Source organism: Acidovorax sp. HMWF029 (assembly GCF_003060895.1).
In the GTDB taxonomy this organism is placed as follows: Bacteria; Pseudomonadota; Gammaproteobacteria; order Burkholderiales; family Burkholderiaceae_C; genus Acidovorax.
The window spans coordinates 26,733-46,092 of record NZ_QAIH01000007.1; the positions used below are offsets into that span (position 1 = coordinate 26,733).

The window sequence follows — 19,360 nt, forward strand, 5'->3', positions numbered from 1 at the left end:
CGGTGCAGGTGGCGGCGTGTTGAAGCCCAGGATTACGGTAGCCCTAGCGCTGATGAAGGCCAGGACCGCCCTCACAGTGACGACGGAGACTTTCCGTCCTCAGCTGCGGCGCAACCGGTCTACCGCCTGCTGGAGATCCTGTGTAAACACACGCCGATCGCGGCCACCGGGCAGCTCCGGCGGGCCATAGTGCACCACGGCCTCGATGGGCGGGGCGCTCAGCGTGCGCCAGATGGAGCCCACCAGGGTTTCGTCGCCGATGTAGCTGGGCGCAAAGCTGGTGGCGCCCGTGGCCTGGTCGGCAAAGCGCAGGCCCACGGGCTGCACCGGCGCCTGCGCGGCCACGGCGGCCTGCAGCAGGTTGGCGTGGAAGGGCAGCATCTCGCGGCCGTCGCCCGTGGTGCCTTCGGGGAACACGGCCAACACCTCACCGCGCGCCAGCGCCTCCTGCATGGACCGCACCATGCGCAGCGCGTCGCGGCGCGAACTGCGTTCGATGTAGAGCGTGCCAGCGGCCGTGGCCAGGGTGCCGATCAGCGGCCAGCCCTGCACGTCGGACTTGGAGACAAAACGACAGTGGCGTGCCGCATGCATCACGGGGATGTCGAGCCACGAGATGTGGTTGGCCACGAGCATCACCGGCCCGGCGACGGGCGGCTGGCCCAGGATGCGCAGGCGAATGCCCGCATGGGCCAGCAGCTCCAGTGACCACGCCTGCACACGGGCGTGTTGCTGATCGGGCGAGAGCGCAGGAAAACGCAGCGCCACGATGGCCAGCCCTTTGACGATGTGGCCCAGCAGGCGCAGCAGGCGCCAGCAGGCACGCAACGACTTCACCGCAGGGCCTCGCAGCGTCGCACCACCTCAGCCTCGGTCAAACGCGACCTGGCCACCGACAAGCGTCATGCGCACGCGGCCGGGCAGCTCGTAGCCCGAGAAGGGGGTGTGCTTGCCCTGGCTGCGCAGCGCATCGTCCTGCACGGTCCATGCGGCCTGCGGGTCAAAAATGCACAGGTCACCCACGCCGCCCTCCACGATCTGGCCCACGCTGGCCTGCAACGTGCCCAGGGCGCTGCCGAGCACGCGCGCGGGCTCGGACGTGACGGTGGCGAGCGCGCGCTGCAGGGGCACGCCGCTGTCCTGCGACCACTTGAGCGCGAGCGACAAAAGCAGCTCCAGCCCCGTGGCGCCGGGCTCGGCCTCGGCAAACGGCAGGGTCTTGGCGTCTTCATCGACCGGGTTGTGGTCAGACACCAGGGCGTCGATGGTGCCATCGGCCAGTGCGGCATTCAGTGCATCGCGGTCGCGCTGCTGGCGCAGCGGGGGCGACAGGCGGGCGCGGCTGTCGAAGAAGCCGATGTCCACGTCGGTGAGGTGCAGCGAGTTGATGCTGACATCGGCCGTGACCTTCAGGCCCTCGGCCTTGGCGCGGCGGATCAGATCCACACCCGCAGCGCTGCTGATGCGGCACAGGTGCACGCGGGCGCCGGTGGTCTTGAGCAGTTCGAAGATGGTGTGCAGCGCGATGGTCTCGGCCGCCACGGGCACGCCCGACAGGCCCAGGCGCGTGGCCAGCGGGCCGCTGGCGGCCACGCCCTTGCCCAGGTGCATCTCTTGCGGGCGCAGCCACACGGTGTAGCCGAAGGTGGCGGCGTACTGCAGCGCGCGCTGCAGCACCTGGGTGCTGGCCAACGGCACCTCGGCCTGGCCAAAGCCCACGCAGCCAGATTCGGTCAGCTCGGCCATCTCGGTCAGCACCTCGCCCGCCAGGTTGCGGGTGAGTGCGCCCAGCGGGAACAGGCGCGACTGGTGCAGCTTCTCGGCGCGGAACTTGAGCATCTCGACCAGGCCCGGCTCGTCGAGCACGGGGTCGGTGTCGGGCGGGCAGACCAGGCTGGTCACGCCCCCGGCCACCGCGGCGGCCATCTCGGACTCGAGCATGCCTTCGTGCTCGTGGCCGGGCTCGCGCAGGCGCGCGGCCAGGTCCACCAGGCCGGGCAACACGATGCAGCCGGAGGCGTCCACCACGCGCTTGGGCGCGAAGTCGGGCGGCACGCGGTTCACGCCCACGATGCGGCCTGCGGCAATTGCAATGTCACAGGTCTGGTCGAGGCCCGAGGCGGGGTCGATCAAGCGGCCGTTCTGGATCAGTATCTTCATGATTTCAAGCCAAATTGGCTGCCTCCGCGCATCTGGCATGCGCTAGCAGCTATGAAAACAGGAGCATTCATTCCAAGCATCATGCCTCGTTACCAGCAACGATGGACATCACGGCCATGCGCACGGCAATACCGAAAGTCACCTGCGGCAGGATCACGCTTTGTTTGCCATCGACCACGGCGGAGTCGATCTCCACGCCCCGGTTGATAGGGCCGGGGTGCATCACGATGGCATCGGGCTTGGCCAGTTGCAGCTTTTCCTGGGTGAGGCCGAAGCTCTTGAAATACTCCTGGCTGGACGGCAGCAGCGCGCCGCTCATGCGCTCGTTCTGCAGGCGCAGCATGATGACCACGTCGGCGTCCTTGATGCCTTCCTCAAGCGTGTGGCACACGCGCACGCCCATCTGAGCCATGTCCGACGGCACCAGCGTGCGCGGGCCCACCACGCGCACTTCGGCGCAGCCCAGGGTGGTGAGGCCATGGATGTCGGAACGCGCGACGCGCGAGTGCAGCACGTCACCCACGATGGCCACCGTGAGGTTGCTGAAATCCTTTTTGTAGTGGCGGATGGTGTACATGTCCAGCAGCCCCTGCGTGGGGTGGGCATGGCGGCCGTCGCCTGCGTTGATCACGTGCACATGGGGCGCCACATGCTGCGCAATCAGGTAGGGCGCACCCGATTCGCTGTGCCGCACCACGAACAGGTCGGCCGCCATGGCCGAGAGGTTGGCGATGGTGTCCAGCAGCGACTCGCCCTTGCTGGCCGAGCTGCGCGCGATGTCGAGGTTGAGCACGTCGGCCGACAAGCGCTTGGCCGCGATCTCGAAGGTGGTGCGGGTGCGCGTGCTGTTCTCGAAGAACAGGTTGAACACGCTCTTGCCACGCAAGAGGGGCACCTTCTTCACTTCGCGGTCGTTCACGCTCACGAAGTTGGCGGCCGTGTCGAGGATGTGCGTGACGATGTCGCGCGGCAGGCCCTCGATGGACAGCAGGTGGATGAGTTCGCCGTTGCCGTTGAGTTGGGGATTGCGCTTGTGCAGCACGGTCAGGCCTCTTTGACTTGGAATTGGAAGATACCGCTGTCGTCACGCGCCAGGGCCAGCGACTGGGCGGCAGGCAAGGCCACGCGGGCGGCGGCAAAGTCGGCCTGCACGGGCAGCTCGCGCCCGCCCCGGTCTACCAGCACGGCCAGGCGCACGCTGGCGGGGCGGCCGTAGTCGAACAACTCGTTGAGCACGGCACGGATGGTGCGGCCGGTGTAGAGCACGTCGTCGAGCACCAGCACGTCGGCACCGTTCACATCGAACGGCAGCGAGGTCTGCGCGCTGGCCGACAGGCCGCGCTGGGCGAAATCATCGCGGTGCATCACCGACGAGAGCACGCCAGCCGGGCCTTCCAGGCCCAGGTCTTTTTGCAGGCGCTCGGCCAGCCAGGCACCGCCCGAGGCAATGCCCGCCAGGCGCGTGGTGGGGGTGAGCATGCTGCGCACGCCGCGCAGCAGTTCGCGGTACAGCGCTTCGGCGTCAAGCACCAGGCTGCCAGTGGCTGCAGGGGATGGATGGCTCATGGGAGATTCCTCAAAAACTGTTCCAGGATGATGCAGGCGGACGCTGCGTCCGCATCCTTGGCACCACCCGCGATGGCTTCGGTGGTGCTGTAGCGCTCGTCCACCTCGAACACCTGCAAGCCAAAACGCCCGCGCAGCTGGCGGCCGAACTTGAGAGCGCGTGCGGTGTTCTCGTGGCTCGCGCCATCAGGGTGGTAAGGCACGCCGATCACCAGCGCGTCGGGCTGCCATTCCTTGATGCGCTCGGCCACCTGGGCAAAACGGGCGTCGCCTTCGGCCTGGATGGTGCGCTGGGGCGTGGCACTGCGCAGCATGCGGTTGCCCGAAGCCACGCCTGTGCGCTTCTGACCAAAGTCAAAAGCAAGAAAAGTCTGGAAATGCGCAGGAACGGCTGGCGGCTGGGGAGACTGAGCGGACATGCCGGTCATGCGTGCCCCGCCTCGGGCGACAGCATCCAGGCCTTCAGGCCCAGCAGCGACAGGGCCCGGTCATAACGTTCGGGCACTGGGGTGTCGAAAATCACCGACAGATCGGCCGCCACCGTCAGCCATGCGTTTTCGGCCAGCTCGGTCTCCAGTTGCCCCTCTCCCCAGGACGAATAGCCCAGCGTGACCAGCACGCGGCGAGGCCCAGCGCCGGTAGACAGCGCCTCGAGCACGTCTTTGGACGTCGTCATCTCCAGCCCGCCGGGAATGGTCATTGTGGAGGCATAAGCCGGTTCATCGGTCTCGGCCTTGTCCATGAGCATGGGTTCGTGCAGCACAAAGCCACGCTCGGTCTGCACGGGGCCGCCCTGGAAAACAGGCTCCCGGGTAAGGTCTTCGCGCCGCAGCGACAAATCGACTTTGTCGAACAGGCTTTTGAGAGTGATGTCCGAGGGCTTGTTGATGATGAGCCCGAGCGCGCCGCGTTCGCTGTGCTCGCACAGGTAAACCACACTCCGCGCAAAAGACTCATCTTCCAGGCCGGGCATCGCAATCAGGAAGTGATGCGTCAGGTTGATGGGCGCAGAATCGAAAGACATCCCTCAATTTTAACGGTGAACATGGCGCCTTCTTCCAGGCCTTGCGGGCCTCTCGAGTCTTCCTATCCCTGCGGCCTTGTCTGGTTCCGCCGCGACTTGCGCACAGCAGACCACGCCGCCCTGTACCGGGCGCTGACGCAATGCGAGCAGGTGCACTGCGTCTTCGTGCTGGACCGCGAGATTCTGGATGGCCTGCCCCGCAGAGACCGGCGGGTGGAATTCATCCTCGCATCGCTGGAAGAACTGGATGTCTCGCTGCGCGCCCTGTGTGGCCAGCCGCAGGGCGGGCTCATCGTGCTGCATGCCGTAGCCAGCGACGCGATCCCGGCCCTGGCGCACAGCCTGGGCGTGCAAGCAGTGTTTGCGAACCACGATGATGAGCCCCGGGCGCTGGCACGCGACAGCCTGGTGCGCACCCGCTTGGCTGCTGCGGGCAAGGCGTTCCACACCTTCAAGGACCACACGATTTTTGAACGCAGCGAGGTGCTGACACAGACCGGCAACCCCTACAGTGTGTTCACGCCCTACAAGAACGCCTGGCTCAAAAAAATCGACGCTTTCCAGCTCACAAGTTACCCGGTGGAGCGCCACGCGCACCGCCTGGCGCCCCGCCCCCAGGCGCATTGCCAGCCCATGCCCACGCTGGCGTCGCTGGGGTTCGAGGCCAGTGCGTCGCCAACCCCCGGGCTGCCCACCGGCGCCCGTGGCGCGCAGCAGCTGTTTGATGACTTTCTGGGCCGCATCGAGCGCTACGACCATGCGCGCGATTTCCCTGCCGTCAAGGGTCCCAGCTACCTCAGCGTGCACCTGCGCTTTGGCACCATCTCGCCACGGGTTCTGGCACGCACCGCGTACGGGCTGGTACAGGCAGGCAACCCTGGCGCCGCAACATGGCTGAGCGAGCTGATCTGGCGCGACTTTTATTTTCAGATCCTGCACCACCACCCCCATGTGGTGGGCCACAGCTTCAAACCCGCCTACGACGCCATCCAGTGGGAAACCGGCCCCGAAGCCGACGCCCTGTTTGCCGCCTGGTGCGAGGGCCGCACCGGCTACCCGCTGGTGGATGCCGCCATGGCGCAAATCAACCAGACGGGCTACATGCACAACCGCCTGCGCATGGTGGTGGCGAGTTTCTTAGTGAAGGATCTGGGGATCGACTGGCGCCGAGGCGAGGCCTACTTTGCCATCCACCTCAATGACTTTGACCTGGCTGCCAACAATGGCGGCTGGCAGTGGGCCAGCTCCAGCGGATGCGATGCGCAGCCCTACTTCCGCATCTTCAACCCCGTGAGCCAGAGCCAAAAGTTCGACCCCGAGGGCAAGTTCATCCGGCGCTACCTGCCACAGCTGTCGCGCCTGCCGAACACGGCCCTGCATGCCCCCTGGCTAGCCCGCCCGCTGGAGCTGCAGGAGGCAGGAGTGCAGCTGGGCACCCACTATCCCATGCCCGTGGTGGAGCATGAGGCCGCGCGGCAGCGCACGCTGGAGCGGTATGCGGTGGTCAAAACAGCCCTGGGCTAACCCACTCATGACCGCAATGCCCTTGGATACAGGGGCCGTGTGGGAGGATTGGTAGCCTGCTGCGCTCAACGTTGCAGCGCCGGTGATTCACCAATAGCTTGCGCCTGCTGAGAGATCGGCGCAAACGCTCCCTGCTGCCTGATGGTGGGCAGAGCGCCTGCCAGAAGCAGAAGACCGAAGGTCCGCTCCCTGGCCTCAAACGCCAGCCGCACCAGCCGGCGAGGGACGACAGAGGGCGACAGAGTTGCCGGGTCCATCAGCACCCAGCCTCTGTCGAAGGCAGATTATGGCTAGTCAGCACCAGAGCGCAGCCCCCTGCCCGCCATAACCTCTCCCGCCCCGGGAACATGACACCCTCAAAAAACCACAGCCCCGCCTAAAAGAACGGGGCTGTGGGCGCTGAACAGGGTGTTTCAGGCTTCGGCAGCTGCCGCGATGCGGGCGTAGTGCTGGATCAGGCTCAGCAGTTCTTCATCCGAATACGGCTTGCCAAGATAATGGTTGACGCCCAGCTCCATCGCATGTTCACGGTGCTTCTCCGCGATACGCGATGTAATCATGATGATCGGAAGGTCGCGCAAGGCGCCGTCTGCACGGATGTTGCGCGCGAGATCGAAACCGTCCATGCGGGGCATTTCGATGTCGGACAGAACCACTGTCGGACGTTCCTCCTGCAGTCGCTCCAGGGCCTGCAGGCCATCGGCAGCCAGGGCCACCCGGTAACCTTCGCGCTGCAGCAAGCGCTGCGTGACGCGGCGCACGGTGATTGAATCATCTACCACGAGCACCAGCGGCACCTGGCTGGTGCCCGACAACTGGGGCGAGACCATCTGCTTGCCACCACCTGCGCCACCATCCACTTGCGGAGCCGACGCCATGCCCGCGCTGGCAGCACGCACCTGGTCGCCGTACACCGTGGCCAGCGCCACCGGGTTGTAGATCAACACCACAGCACCCGAGGCCAGAACCGACATCCCGGCCAGGCCCGGCAGGCGGGACAGCTGGGGGCCAAGGTTTTTCACCACGACTTCCTGGTTGCCCAGCACTTCGTCCACATGCATGGCCACACGCTGCGCCGCGCTGCGGAAGATCACCACAGGGCGCGTCTTGCCAGCGGGCTCGTTGCTGCGTGCAGACGCCTGCAGCAATGCGCCGGACCAGAAGAACGGCACCTTTTCCATGCCGTCGTCAAACATGCCGGTGCGGTAGGCTTCCTCCAGGTCGGCTGCAGAAGTGCGGCGCACGATTTCAACCACGTTGGCAGGCACGCCCACCGCCAGGTCGCCTGTGCGCAGCATCACCACCTGCGTCACCGCGGTCGTCAATGGCAGCACCATGCGGAACGCTGCGCCCTTACCCGCCTGGGTCGAGGTTTCGATGCGCCCCCCCAAGGCGTTGATTTCGGCGCGCACCACGTCCATACCGATACCACGTCCAGCCAGACCGGTCACTTCGGATGCCGTCGAGAAACCGGGCATGAAGATCAGGTTGGAAGCCTCGGCATCGCTGAGTTCTACGCCAGGCTCCACAATGCCCTGAGACAGGGCCTTTTCGCGAATTCGCGGCAGGTTCAAGCCCGCGCCGTCGTCGCGGAACTCCACCGACACGTCGTTGCCTTCGTGGTGCAAATCCACCGTGATCGTGCCGGAGGCAGGCTTGCCAGCCGCCACCCGCACTTCGGGATCTTCGATGCCATGGGCCACACAGTTGCGCAGCAGGTGCTCGAACGCCGGGGTCATGCGGTCCAGCACGCCACGGTCCATTTCGATGGAACCGCCTGTAATGTCCAGCTTGATCTGCTTGCCGGTTTCCTTGGAGGCCTGACGCACCACGGCGTAAAGGCGCTCGGCAATGCCTTCGAACTCCACCATGCGGGTGCGCAGCAGATCGCGCTGCAGCTCCCGGGCCTGGCGCCCCTGGGCAATCAGATCGTCTTCGGCGCCTTCCATGGCACGCTGCAGATTGCGCTGCACCGTCGCCACGTCGTTGACCGACTCGGCCATCATGCGGGTGAGCTCCTGCACACGTGTGAAGCGGTCGAACTCGAGCGGGTCGAAACCCGCGGCCGAGTCCTTGGACAAGGCCAAGCGAGACTGCATCTGCGATTCGGCCTGCAACTCGATGTCGCGCAGTTGCTGGCGCAGCCTGTCCAGGTTGCCCGAAAGGTCGGTGAGCGAGCTGCGGAACTGACCCAGGCGCACATCCAGGCGCGAGCGGCTGATCATCACCTCGCCCGCCTGATTCACCAGGCGGTCCAGCAACTGGGCACGCACACGCACCGACTGGCTGGCGGCCACACGCAATGGCGCCAGTTGCGACGGGCCGGGCAAACGGACCGCCGGAGCGACCGGTGCGGCGGCGGCGGCACCCGTCACAGCAGCGGCAGGCGCCGTGGACAGCTCTGCTGCATCCGAACGATCATGCGCAGCTTCGACCGGCAGTGTGACCACCGTATCGCCAGGCGTCTGGCCAATAGCACGCAGGGCGTCAAAGTTCGCTTGCAGGCCGTCGAAACTGCCCTGCAAGGGGTCGATCTGGTCGGCGGTTACAGTCTCGGCATCCAACTGCTCAATGGCCGACTCCAACCGGTGGGCCATTTCGCCCAGGCGCATGGCGCCAGCCAGTCGCGAGCTGCCCTTGAGCGTGTGCAAGGCACGAAGCACTTCGCTTCGGGCACCCAGGTTATCGGGCCGCGCAGCCCATTGCCGTAGAGCGCCCCCCAGCTGGGGCAGCAACTCTGCCGCCTCTTCCTCGAAGATCGGGAACAGGTCGGGGTCAATGACGTCAATCGCATCGATGTCGTCATCCACATCCGAAGACAGTGCTACGGCGTGGGCGATCGCATCGTCGATCATTTGATCCTGATCGTGAGCCACCACCGACAGCGCAGGCGCCACATGGCCCTGCGGGATGATGAGCGGAGCGGGCTCAAGAGCCGCCTCGTCAAAGGCCTCGGGTTCATCGACAGGTTCTGGAGCAGGTACGGGCTCAGAGGCCACAGGCTCTACCATCTCAGTGGGGAAGGCTTCGACCGCATCCTCTTCGGGTGGAGACAAGGTGGCAACCACCTCGGCTTCCAGAATCTGGCGCAACTGGTCCAGAACCTCTTCGTTGGGCTCCTTGAGGAAACCCGCAGCAAATTGATGCAGCAGGCGGCGAATGTCTTCGGCTGCGCCCATAAAAGCTTGGGCCTGCTCCAACGTACCACCGGATTGCAACTGCACATGCTGCATCGCATGTTCCAGTGCACGCGCCAACTCCGACAAAGCCGTGAAACCGACCGTGGCAGAACTTCCGGCCAGCGAATGCGCGAGCGCCACCCCCACATCGGGCAGGGGCTCGTGCAGCTCCAGCGACCACTCCTGGAGACAGGTCACCAGGCGACGCGACCATTCGTCGGCCTCGTTCAAATAGACGTTGTAAAGCGGGATGCTGATACGCAGGGTGTCAATCACCTTGACCGCATCGTCGCTCGTGGTGCTGTCCTCTTGCGGCAGGGCATCCTGAAGTTCTGCCATTTCAGAGGCCACATCGATATCGGCAGGTGCAACTGCCTCAAGAGCCTCGCCAACCACAGGCGCCTCCGCAGCCGCCGCAGCGGCCTCGGCTTCCAGCAACCGCTCAAGGGCTTCGACATCCAGTGACGCCAAGGCATCCGATGCCTCTGGCAACTCAGCTTCGATTTCAGTGGTCGCCGCAATGTCTGGGATCACTACGGTTCCAACGTCAGACAAGTCGATTGTCTCTACCGGAGTGTCCACGAGCGGCTCAGATGCGGGCGCGATGGCTGCAGGCTGGGCAACGGGCGCCACATCGGACAGGTCCACATCGGACAGGTCCAAATCGGGCAACTCCAGGTCGAGCACAAAATCGGCACTCGACGGATCTACCACCGGCGGTGGTGTGGAATCTGCATTCAAGGCTGCGGTGAAGACGGAGAAATCAATGTCCTCGGCTACCTCGGCCACACCCGGCGCAGCTGCCGCTTCAAACGCAAAGGGTGCCTCAACGGCTGCAGACTGTTCGGGTATGTGCTCCGAAATTTCGGTCGCCTGAAAGTCCATCAGGCTTACATCGTCCTCAGGGGCCGCAGGGACATCGGCCACCACTGCGTCGGCAGGCAAACTGGTCGCCTCTGGCTTCAGCTCCACGGAGGTTTCGGCCTCTGGAACAGACAACAGGGGCTCGCCGCCCTCAAAGGGCACCACCAGAGGCACCAGCGCACCATCAAGGCGCATTGCATCTGCGGATTTACGGAACGACTCGGGGTCCCAGCCAGTCTCACGGCCTGCAGCAATGTCGTCGGCCCAGCGGCCAAATGCCCGCAAGGCATCCGAGGACAACGTCAGCAAACCCGGTTGCATGGGCTTTTGCTCAGCCAGCCAAGCATTGAGGATCTGCTCCATCGACCAGGCGGCCTCGCCGAAGTCGTTAAGCCCCACCATGCGTGAACTGCCCTTGAGCGTATGGAATGCGCGGCGCAACGTGGTCTGTTCGCTCAGATTGCCAGGCTCTCCATGAAGCTGGTCGATGGCGGCCAATCCGTTGACCACCACTTCGCGAGCTTCTTCCAGGAAAACTTCCAGCAGCTCATCTTCCACATCGGGCAGGGCTGCCTTGACCGAGGAGGCTCGTGCCTCCGCAGCGGTGACAGCTGACGCCGGTGTAGCAGGAGCGGCCACATCGAAGGAAATGTCCGGAGCGAGGCTTTCGGGTTCTGCCGGGGCCACAGGTTCACTGCCTGGCGCGGCACCCAGATCCAGGATGGGTGCAAAGTCCGTGGGTTCACTGACAGGCTCTGCCACGGGGAAACGCGGCAGCACGTCAGGCACCAGCGTGTCGGTGCGCTCCTCCAGTTTGGCGGGAGCTTCCTCCATGGCATCCGACGCGCGCGCGCGCGTCTTGCCCATGAGGATGCGCAACTCGCCGAGATCCTCGTCATAGACAAAGAGCTTGCGCGCCATCGTGCGCTGGTAGCTCAGCATGTCGATCAGGAAACCAAGTGCCCCCAGACTGTTGCCGAGTTTCTCAAACACCACCTGGCGGCCTTCTTCGGGCACCTCGTTGATGAGCAAACGCTCCACCGTGTCGCGCATACGCACCACAGCCAACGAAGCCTGGTCCAACCCGAGCACCGACAACACGCCGCGCATCTGGGCCAAGTGCCCGGGCACTGTGGCCAATACAGCCGTCTCCCGGGGGTTGCGGAAAAACTGATCAAGCGCCTTCTCCGCCTCGCCCAACGTCACGCGTAGCTCGTCTACCACACTACCCATGGTCTGGTTGTCACTGACCCTACGGTACAGCTCCTCCATCCAGGGCTCCAAAGGCTCGGGTTCAGCCCCGGCAGTCACCGCATCCAGGCGCTCCGCCAGCCGTGTCGCCCGCACTTCCATCTGGTCGTCTGCTGCATCCAGCTCTTCAAACGCAGCTTGCAGGTACAACACCGAGGTCGCCACTTCCATCGCCAAGGCGGCCGAAGGCGGTTCACCTGAACGGGTGGTGGACTCCATCGCCCGGCTCAGCGCCTGAGCCAAGTTTTCGCTACCGGGGTGCAGCTTTCTCAGCGAGTCGCATACCAGACTGAACTGGTCGGTGGCCGGTTTGAGTTTGTTGCGATCACCACCAGCCAGCGCTGACCAAGTTTCGGTGGCCGACGCAATGCGCTTGCGCGCCTGCGCCAGCACTGCCGGATCAAAACGCCCGAAACGAGCGGTTTCGTAGTCAACGGGCTTGAAACGGTCCAAAGAGAACGCCTGGCGCACAGCGCGCAGAGAAGGCACTGCCTCGGGTGGAAGCTCGGAAGCTCTGGCCTGAGAACAGAAAAAGAGTAAGTCCTGAACCAGGCGGTCTGCAATGGCGGGATCCCCCTTGGCAAGGGTTGCGTACTGCATCAACACTCGGGATGCAACACGCTTGACATACACGTCGGGCGCCAGCAGACCGGAACCAAACGCCTCGAAGAAGCCAGCGCAGATCTTCCAGAATGCACGCGCCTGACGGTCTGTCTGGGCCGCCACTAAGCCGAGACAGGTGTCACGCAGGTTCAGCGCAGCCCTGAGATCACCAGATTTGACAATACGCAGCACGGCCGCATCCAGCCGCGCCCGCGCCTCGGGGCCATAGGGCAATGGCGGAAGTGTTACCGTCCCTTCGGGCTCACGGAAACGACGCTCCACAGGCCAAAGGTCTGCAGGGTGGACACGATCCGCTCCCGCCAAGGCCTGAGCATCACGGTATTGAGGGAACAGGGCCACGGGAGAAACCGACTTGCCCGCCAGCACGGTCTCCAGGTATTCAATCAGCGCAAAGCTTGCGCGCTCAATCACAGCCGCAGCATCGTCGCTGCAGGTTTCAGGCCGTTGGACAAACCTCTGGACGGCCGACTCCATGGAGCGCAGCACCAGGGCTGGCGGCCCCATGCCCACCATCTCCAGTGCGCCACAGGCTTGGTGCAGTTGCTGGCGCGCAATGCGCAGAGCACCCGCATCCAGCGCCGCCAGATCGGATTCACGCGCGACCTCAGCATCGCGCACAAAGCGGCGCATGGCCTTGACCGCACCGTCAAGTGACTTACGCAGTTCGTCAAGCACCCAAGCCAAAGGACCCAGGTCCTGATCTCCCTGGGTCCCTTCTGCGGCCGGTGCATTGTTGACATCAATAGATGACATGGATTTGTCCCCGGCTGCAATGAGCCAGCTGGTTGATGACTACTGCTGTCAGGCGATCTTGAAACGTGCCACCGATTGGCGCAGTTCTTCGGCCATGTGTGACAACTCCCGCACCTGCTGCGCTGTGGTGCGAGTACCTTCACCCGTTTGTTCCGTCACCGCAAAAATGTGTTGAATGTTGTCGGCCACTTCGTTGGCCAGAACGGCTTCACGCGAGGTGGAGGACGAAATCTGCTCAATCAGCTCAGCAAGACGGCGAGACACGCGGTCGATTTCAGTCAGTGCGGTACCGGCGGAGTCGGAGAGGCGAGCCCCCTCCACCACACCCTGCGTGGAACGTTCCATAGCGGCCACAGCATCCTGAGTGTCTGTCTGAATGGCCTTCACCAGCGCCGAGATCTGGCGCGTAGCATCTGCAGAACGCTCAGCAAGACGCTGCACTTCTTCCGCCACCACCGAGAAACCGCGACCGGCTTCACCAGCGGACGCCGCCTGGATGGCGGCATTCAGAGCCAGTACGTTCGTCTGCTCGGTAATGTCTGAAATCAGCTCGGTGATTTCACCAATCTCCTGCGACGATTCGCCAAGGCGCTTGATCCGCTTGGAGGTGTCCTGAATCTGGTCGCGGATGGAGTTCATACCGCCGATGGCGTTTTGCACCGCCTGCAGACCCGAGTCGGCAGCTTGCAGCGACTGGCGGGCCACCGTGGCGGACTCTTGGGCCTGGGTAGACACCTCGTTGATTCGGGTCGCCATGTCCAGAACAGATCGGCCAGTTTCGCGAATTTCACGTAGCTGCTCGGTCGATGCGGCCAGCAGTTCGGTGGAGGTGTTATCTACCTGCGCGGTCGTCTGTGCCACACGGGTAGCCGTGTTCTGCACGCTACCCACCAACTGACGCAGTTCTTCCACCGTGTAGTTCACCGAGTCAGCAATGGCACCCGTAATGTCTTCGGTCACCGTGGCTTCTTGCGTCAAATCACCTTCAGCGACCGACTGCAACTCGTTCATCAAACGCAAAATGGCTGCCTGGTTGGCGTCGTTGACGCGTTTGGCTTCCTGCTCCTGGCGTTTGGCGTCTTTCTGCTGCGTTTCTGCAGCCGCTTGGCGTCCACGGCTATCAAGCAGCTGAACGCGCGAAATACCGATACCGCACAGCAGCACGAACAAACCCGCCAGAGCCAGTGCGGCAAACTGCCCCGCCCCCAGACCGGTTTGGGCAGACAACTTGGTCTGCAGGCCTTCCAGTTGGCGGCGCAGTGGTTCACTGTCGGCAATGATGGCGGACTGCGCTTCACGGGCCGACACCAGACCCTGCAGGTTGCCCAGAATGGCGCTGGCCTGGGTACGGGTCTGTTCGTAGAGCTTGACCAACGCTTCGAGTTGTTCACGGGTCTGAGCATCTTTGGTAGCGGCCAGACGCAGCTCTGGGCTACCGTCCAGCAGGCCTTGCGCAATTTCCTTGAACGAATTCAAGTCCTTGCCCAACAGGAACACAGCCTCGGGACTCACGCCTTCCATGGTCTGGAATTCGTTGGCCGACTTGCCGATACGCTGCGTCAACATCACCAACTGGCCAGCGGCTGAAATTTCAGCGGCAGGGGCATTCTGCTGGAGCTTCAGCGAGGACACGGTTTCAGCGATTTCCAGCAGGTCAGAAGACTGACGGTTGATGGTGCGCAGAGCGTCACCCACCTGGGTCAGAATCTTTTGCTGGCCCATCACCACACTGGCGTTGCGCTCGGCGCGCTCCATCAAGGGATTGACGGCATCCAGATCAGGCTTGAACGGCTCGCCAAGCGATTGAACACCCAGTTCGCTGTCACCCGCATTGAGGGCGCGCACGTTGCGCGCCAGCACGCCCGAGCTCTCCACCACGTCCGGAAAGGCCTGAGGGCTCCCCACCAATGCCTGCGACACCGACTTGGCCAGACGCTGTGACTGCATCAGCGATTGGCCGGTAGCTGCCAGCTGTTGCGCAGACCGATCAGCCTGCTGCAGCACCCAGAATGCAATTGCCCCCAGCACCAGCACGCCTACCAGCAGCAGGGCCAGCAGACGGCGTTGGTGGCCCGCAGCCGTGGACCGCCCCAGCAACGGAAGGGAGATCAACTCCTCATCAGTTTCCGTTGTAGCCAACTCGGAAGGGTAACCATCGGGATCGCCCTGAACACTGTTCATGGCCTCCGCCTGATAAGAGTCACGCAACTGTGCGCCATCCAAGGCGCCCGTGGCCAGGACATCCTGCCCATCGTCAGCCGTGCCGGTGGCCGGGCCTGCGTCCGGCGTAGCGGGTTTCCGATTGAACAGTTTTCCAAATTGATTGACGACGGACATGGTGCAGCCTTACAGAAAAACTCAAGCACTGATGCTCAGGAATGCGGGATGTTGGGACAGGATCTGGAGGTTCAGCTCCTGCCAGCGTGAGCCGCTGGAATCGATATAGGTGGTGCCAAAGAAGCTAGGCGCATCTTCAGCCGGCGGCTCGGACGACACAAAGGCGTCGGTTCCACGAAGACCCGCCAAGCGGTCCACCAGCAAGGCCGCGTTGACATCCAGCGCGGCATTGAAGGCCAGCAGGCTGGACTCGGCCAGGGCCTGCTCGGTGCGGGGAGCTGCCGACCCCAGCAGGCCCGCCAGGTCCACGACACCCACCAGACCGCCACGCAGGTTGGCAACGCCCAGAAACCAGCTTTGGGTGTAGGGCACAGCCTGGACGGAGGCCCAGGGGAAAATCTCCCCGGACTGCCCCAGGGGCAACAAGTAGAAACTCCCGGCGGACTCGACAGCCAGCCAGGATGACACAGAGGTCCCTTCGGTTCTTGCAGCCTGCAGGCGGCTGGCAAGTCGGGTCTGCAGCTCTCGCAGGGCTTCGCGGTTGGCCATGAGCGCGCCGCAGCCTCAGTTCAGAGCGTCGATTTTGGCCTGCAATTCGGCGGGGTCCACCGGCTTGGTGATGTAGCCGCGCGCGCCCTGACGCATGCCCCAAACACGATCGGTTTCCTGATTCTTGCTAGTGCACATAATGATCGGCACATCGGCATACAGCGGGTCGCGGGTAATGGCGCGCGTGAGCTGAAAACCATTCTGGCCAGGCATGACCACATCCATCAAAATCAGGTCAGGCTTTTCTTCGGCAAGACGGCGGAATGCTTCGTCGGCATTTTCTGCAGTACGGACTTGCATGCCTTTTTTCTGAAGCAGGTCCGTCAAAAACATCAACTCGGTCTTCGAGTCGTCGACGACCAATACTTTCTGAATGGGCATTACATGGCTCCTTGTTGGGAATTGCCAAACTGTTGAACGGCTTGCAACAGCTGGTCTTTGGTAAATGGCTTGGTGAGATATTCTTGGCAGCCGACCATGCGCCCACGCGCTTTGTCGAACACGCCGTCCTTGGAGGACAGCATTACCACAGGAGTATCTGCAAAACGGGCATTGCGCTTGATAATGGCGCAGGTCTGGTACCCGTCGAGCTTGGGCATGAGGATGTCGCAGAAAATCAGCTGAGGCTGGTAATCGTTGACCTTGGCCAAAGCATCAAAGCCGTCGTCAGCCAACAAGACTTCATGCCCTCCTTGCTTCAGAAAAATCTCGGCGCTTCGACGGATGGTATTGCTGTCATCCACCACGAGCACTTTGAAAGATGCGCCTGTTGTAGTCAATTGTCACTGCTCCCGATGGAGAAAACAAACAACGCTGCAGCAAGTGGTGCTGGAACGTCTCAGATCTGAACCATCTCGAAATCTTCCTTGCGGGCGCCACATTCGGGGCAGGTCCAATTCATCGGGACCTGATCCCAGGGCGTGCTGGGTGCAATGCCGTGCTCAGGGGATCCCTCTGCCTCGTCATAAATCCAGCCGCAAATCAAACACATCCAAGTTTTAGAGTCGGTCACAGCTTAAAGGGCCTTCACATAGAATGCAACGATTGTATCTAGTCATCTCCATGGGCTGCGGCTTCGGTGCCACCCCTCAAGCAGGATCTGGTCCATGACCATCAAAGCGTCTCCTCCCCCCTCAGAAATCACAGAGATCGAAGATGACGGCGCGGAGGAAGCAAGCCCTGCATGTGTGCTTGTCTTCAATGCCAGCGACCCCAGCGGAGCAGGTGGCCTTACCGCAGATATCACCACGATTGCATCCGTCGGCGGGCACCCGATTGCCGTGGTCACAGGTGCCTACGCCCGCGACACAGCAGAGATTTTTGACCACTTCGGCTTTGACGACGAGGCCGTGGCCGAACAAGCCCGGGCCGTACTGGAGGACCTGCCGGTTCAGGCCATCAAGGTGGGCTTCGTGGGCAGCCCAGAGAACATCAGCACCATCGCCGAAATAACCACAGACTATGACGAAGTCCCGGTGATAGCGTACATGCCCAACCTTTCCTGGTGGCGTGATGAGCTGATCGACGAGTACCTGGACGCCTTCCGCGAATTGTTGTTGCCGCAGACCTCAGTGTTGGTTGGAAACCACAGCACCCTGTGGCGCTGGCTGCTGCCGGACTGGAACGGCGAGCGCAACCCCACCGCCCGCGACATCGCCCGCGCCGCGTCCGAGATGGGCGTGCCCTATACCCTGGTCACAGGCATCCCTCTGCCCGAGCAGTTTGTCGAGAACGTGCTGGCTTCTCCCCAGACCGTGCTGGGCAGCGGCAAGTTCGAGCTGTTTGATGCCACTTTCGCAGGCGCAGGCGACACGCTCTCGGCTGCGCTCACTGCCCTGGTAGCTGCAGGCAACGATCTGGGCGAAGCCACCAGCGAAGCACTGAGCTACCTGGACCGTTGCCTGGACGCCGGCTTTCGCCCCGGCATGGGCCACATCGTGCCCGACCGCATGTTCTGGGCCCAGCCTGAAGACGACGAGCCCGGCGCGGACGAAGATGAAGAGACCCCGATCGACGAAGCACAAGCCCTCGAAGGCTTTGTGATGCCCCCCCATGACACCAAACACTGACCTCAACATCCCCCTGTTCGAACGCGCCAAGGCGCTGATCCCCGGCGGCGTGAACTCGCCCGTGCGGGCCTTCAAGGCCGTAGGCGGCACGCCTCGCTTCGTCAAGCGGGCCCAAGGCGCCTATTTCTGGGATGCCAACGACCAGCGCTTCATCGACTACATCGGCTCCTGGGGCCCGATGATCCTCGGCCACGGTCACCCTGCTGTGCTCGAAGCCGTGCAGAGCGCAGCGCTCGAAGGCTTCAGCTTCGGCGCCCCCACCGAGCGCGAAGTGGAGCTTGCCGAAGAAATCTTGAGCCTGGTGCCATCGATGGAGATGATCCGCCTCGTCAGCTCGGGCACCGAAGCGGGCATGAGCGCCATTCGCCTTGCACGCGGTGCCACCGGCCGCAGCAAGTTCATCAAGTTCGAGGGCTGCTACCACGGCCATGCCGATTCGCTGCTGGTCAAGGCGGGCTCGGGCCTGGCCACGTTTGGCAATGCCACCAGCGCGGGCGTGCCGCCCGAAGTGGTGCAGCACACCATCGTGCTCGAATACAACAACGTCGCCCAGCTTGAAGAAGCCTTTGCCTTGCACGGCAAGGAACTGGCCTGCGTGATGATCGAGCCCATCGCGGGCAACATGAACTTTGTGCGCGCCAGCGTACCCTTCATGAAGCGCTGCCGCGAGCTGTGCACCGAGTACGGCGCGTTGCTGGTGCTCGACGAAGTGATGACCGGCTTTCGCGTGGCGCTGGGCAGCGCCCAAAGTGTGTACGCCAAAAGCATCCCGGGCTTCAAGCCCGACCTCACCGTGCTGGGCAAGGTGATTGGGGGGGGCATGCCTCTGGCCGCCTTTGGTGGGCCACGCGCCATCATGGAACACCTGGCGCCCCTGGGCGGGGTCTACCAGGCCGGCACGTTGTCGGGCAACCCGGTGGCCACCGCCTGTGGGCTGGCCACGCTGCGCGAGATCAAGAAGCCCGACTTCTTCGATGCACTCTCGGCCCGCACCCGTTCGCTGGTCGATGGCCTGGCCGCAGCAGCAGCTGCTGAAGGCGTGCCTTTCAGCACCGACTGCGAAGGCGGCATGTTCGGCTTCTTCCTGATGCCCGAGCTGCCCCAGAACTACGCCCAGGTACTCAAGACCGACAGTGCACGCTTCAACCAGCTCTTTCACGGCCTGCTGGACCGGGGCGTCTACATTGCCCCCGCACTGTATGAAGCAGGATTTGTAAGCGCCGCCCACACGGCCGACGACATTGCCGCCACCGTGGCCGCTGCGCGCGAAGTGTTCAAAACACTATAAAAATAATAGCATATAACGCTTACTAAATAGGCGGCAGAGCCTATTTTTACCGTGAATTGAGCCGAGGCGACACCGCCCCGGCGCGCTTCACACCGCCGTCATGCGGCGCGGGCAGTCTCGGGGGCTTTACCCAACGGCCTGCGCCATGACCGACAAACCCCTCTCCTCCCCT

At 63.4% G+C, this 19,360-nt stretch carries 15 protein-coding genes; 3 read left to right on the forward strand and 12 right to left on the reverse strand.

The genetic code is table 11. From position 1 onward, the window contains the following. Window positions 1-99: 99 nt before the first annotated feature. The 6 genes from DBR12_RS00655 to DBR12_RS00680 form a co-directional block, all read right to left on the reverse strand. Window positions 100-837, reverse strand: coding sequence for a 1-acyl-sn-glycerol-3-phosphate acyltransferase (locus DBR12_RS00655; RefSeq protein WP_108615486.1), 738 nt, complete (start codon window positions 835-837; stop codon window positions 100-102). Between the two features lie 27 nt (window positions 838-864). Continuing rightward, window positions 865-2,160, reverse strand: a complete 1,296-nt coding sequence (locus tag DBR12_RS00660) for a dihydroorotase (RefSeq protein WP_108615487.1) — start codon at window positions 2,158-2,160, stop codon at window positions 865-867. A 79-nt stretch (window positions 2,161-2,239) separates the two neighbouring features. Then, complete coding sequence (locus DBR12_RS00665; RefSeq protein ID WP_008903259.1) at window positions 2,240-3,202, reverse strand: aspartate carbamoyltransferase catalytic subunit; 963 nt, start codon at window positions 3,200-3,202, stop codon at window positions 2,240-2,242. Between the two features lie 2 nt (window positions 3,203-3,204). Next, the gene (pyrR, locus tag DBR12_RS00670; protein ID WP_108615488.1) at window positions 3,205-3,726 is read right to left on the reverse strand and encodes a bifunctional pyr operon transcriptional regulator/uracil phosphoribosyltransferase PyrR; all 522 of its coding nucleotides are present in this window, start codon (window positions 3,724-3,726) and stop codon (window positions 3,205-3,207) included. Next, window positions 3,723-4,154 carry a Holliday junction resolvase RuvX gene (gene ruvX / locus DBR12_RS00675; protein WP_108615489.1) on the reverse strand — a complete coding sequence of 144 codons (432 nt, stop codon included), beginning with the start codon at window positions 4,152-4,154 and terminating at the stop codon, window positions 3,723-3,725. The genes pyrR and ruvX overlap by 4 nt, the downstream gene beginning before the upstream one ends. Continuing rightward, window positions 4,151-4,750 carry a YqgE/AlgH family protein gene (locus DBR12_RS00680; RefSeq protein WP_108615490.1) on the reverse strand — a complete coding sequence of 200 codons (600 nt, stop codon included), beginning with the start codon at window positions 4,748-4,750 and terminating at the stop codon, window positions 4,151-4,153. Before DBR12_RS00680 ends, ruvX begins: the two co-directional genes overlap by 4 nt. 21 nt (window positions 4,751-4,771) lie before the next feature. Here DBR12_RS00680 and DBR12_RS00685 point away from each other — a divergent pair, with 21 nt between their 5' ends. Then, window positions 4,772-6,274, forward strand: a complete 1,503-nt coding sequence (locus DBR12_RS00685) for a deoxyribodipyrimidine photo-lyase (RefSeq protein WP_108615491.1) — start codon at window positions 4,772-4,774, stop codon at window positions 6,272-6,274. Between the two features lie 413 nt (window positions 6,275-6,687). Here the strand turns inward: DBR12_RS00685 and DBR12_RS00695 are convergent, their stop codons facing one another. From DBR12_RS00695 to DBR12_RS00720, 6 genes are read right to left on the reverse strand one after another with little or no spacing between them, the layout of a single operon-like run. Next, window positions 6,688-12,945 carry a response regulator gene (locus DBR12_RS00695; protein WP_108615493.1) on the reverse strand — a complete coding sequence of 2,086 codons (6,258 nt, stop codon included), beginning with the start codon at window positions 12,943-12,945 and terminating at the stop codon, window positions 6,688-6,690. Window positions 12,946-12,993: 48 nt separating this feature from the next. Then, window positions 12,994-15,282 (reverse strand): methyl-accepting chemotaxis protein, encoded by a 2,289-nt coding sequence (locus tag DBR12_RS00700; protein WP_108615494.1) that lies wholly within the window; start codon window positions 15,280-15,282, stop codon window positions 12,994-12,996. A 21-nt stretch (window positions 15,283-15,303) separates the two neighbouring features. After that, window positions 15,304-15,831, reverse strand: coding sequence for a chemotaxis protein CheW (locus tag DBR12_RS00705; RefSeq protein ID WP_108615495.1), 528 nt, complete (start codon window positions 15,829-15,831; stop codon window positions 15,304-15,306). A gap of 15 nt (window positions 15,832-15,846) precedes the next feature. Continuing rightward, window positions 15,847-16,212 (reverse strand): PleD family two-component system response regulator, encoded by a 366-nt coding sequence (locus DBR12_RS00710; RefSeq protein ID WP_010459520.1) that lies wholly within the window; start codon window positions 16,210-16,212, stop codon window positions 15,847-15,849. Beyond that, window positions 16,212-16,610 carry a PleD family two-component system response regulator gene (locus DBR12_RS00715; RefSeq protein ID WP_005796099.1) on the reverse strand — a complete coding sequence of 133 codons (399 nt, stop codon included), beginning with the start codon at window positions 16,608-16,610 and terminating at the stop codon, window positions 16,212-16,214. Before DBR12_RS00715 ends, DBR12_RS00710 begins: the two co-directional genes overlap by 1 nt. A 59-nt stretch (window positions 16,611-16,669) precedes the next feature. Then, window positions 16,670-16,843, reverse strand: a complete 174-nt coding sequence (locus DBR12_RS00720) for a rubredoxin (protein WP_108615496.1) — start codon at window positions 16,841-16,843, stop codon at window positions 16,670-16,672. 94 nt (window positions 16,844-16,937) lie between these two features. Between DBR12_RS00720 and DBR12_RS00725 the strand changes: the two genes are divergently transcribed. Both DBR12_RS00725 and hemL read left to right on the forward strand, forming a co-directional pair. Next, window positions 16,938-17,900 (forward strand): bifunctional hydroxymethylpyrimidine kinase/phosphomethylpyrimidine kinase, encoded by a 963-nt coding sequence (locus tag DBR12_RS00725; RefSeq protein WP_108615497.1) that lies wholly within the window; start codon window positions 16,938-16,940, stop codon window positions 17,898-17,900. Continuing rightward, on the forward strand, window positions 17,884-19,188 hold the full coding sequence (hemL, locus tag DBR12_RS00730; RefSeq protein WP_108615498.1) for a glutamate-1-semialdehyde 2,1-aminomutase: 1,305 nt from the start codon (window positions 17,884-17,886) through the stop codon (window positions 19,186-19,188). The genes DBR12_RS00725 and hemL overlap by 17 nt, the downstream gene beginning before the upstream one ends. Window positions 19,189-19,360 lie beyond the last annotated feature (172 nt).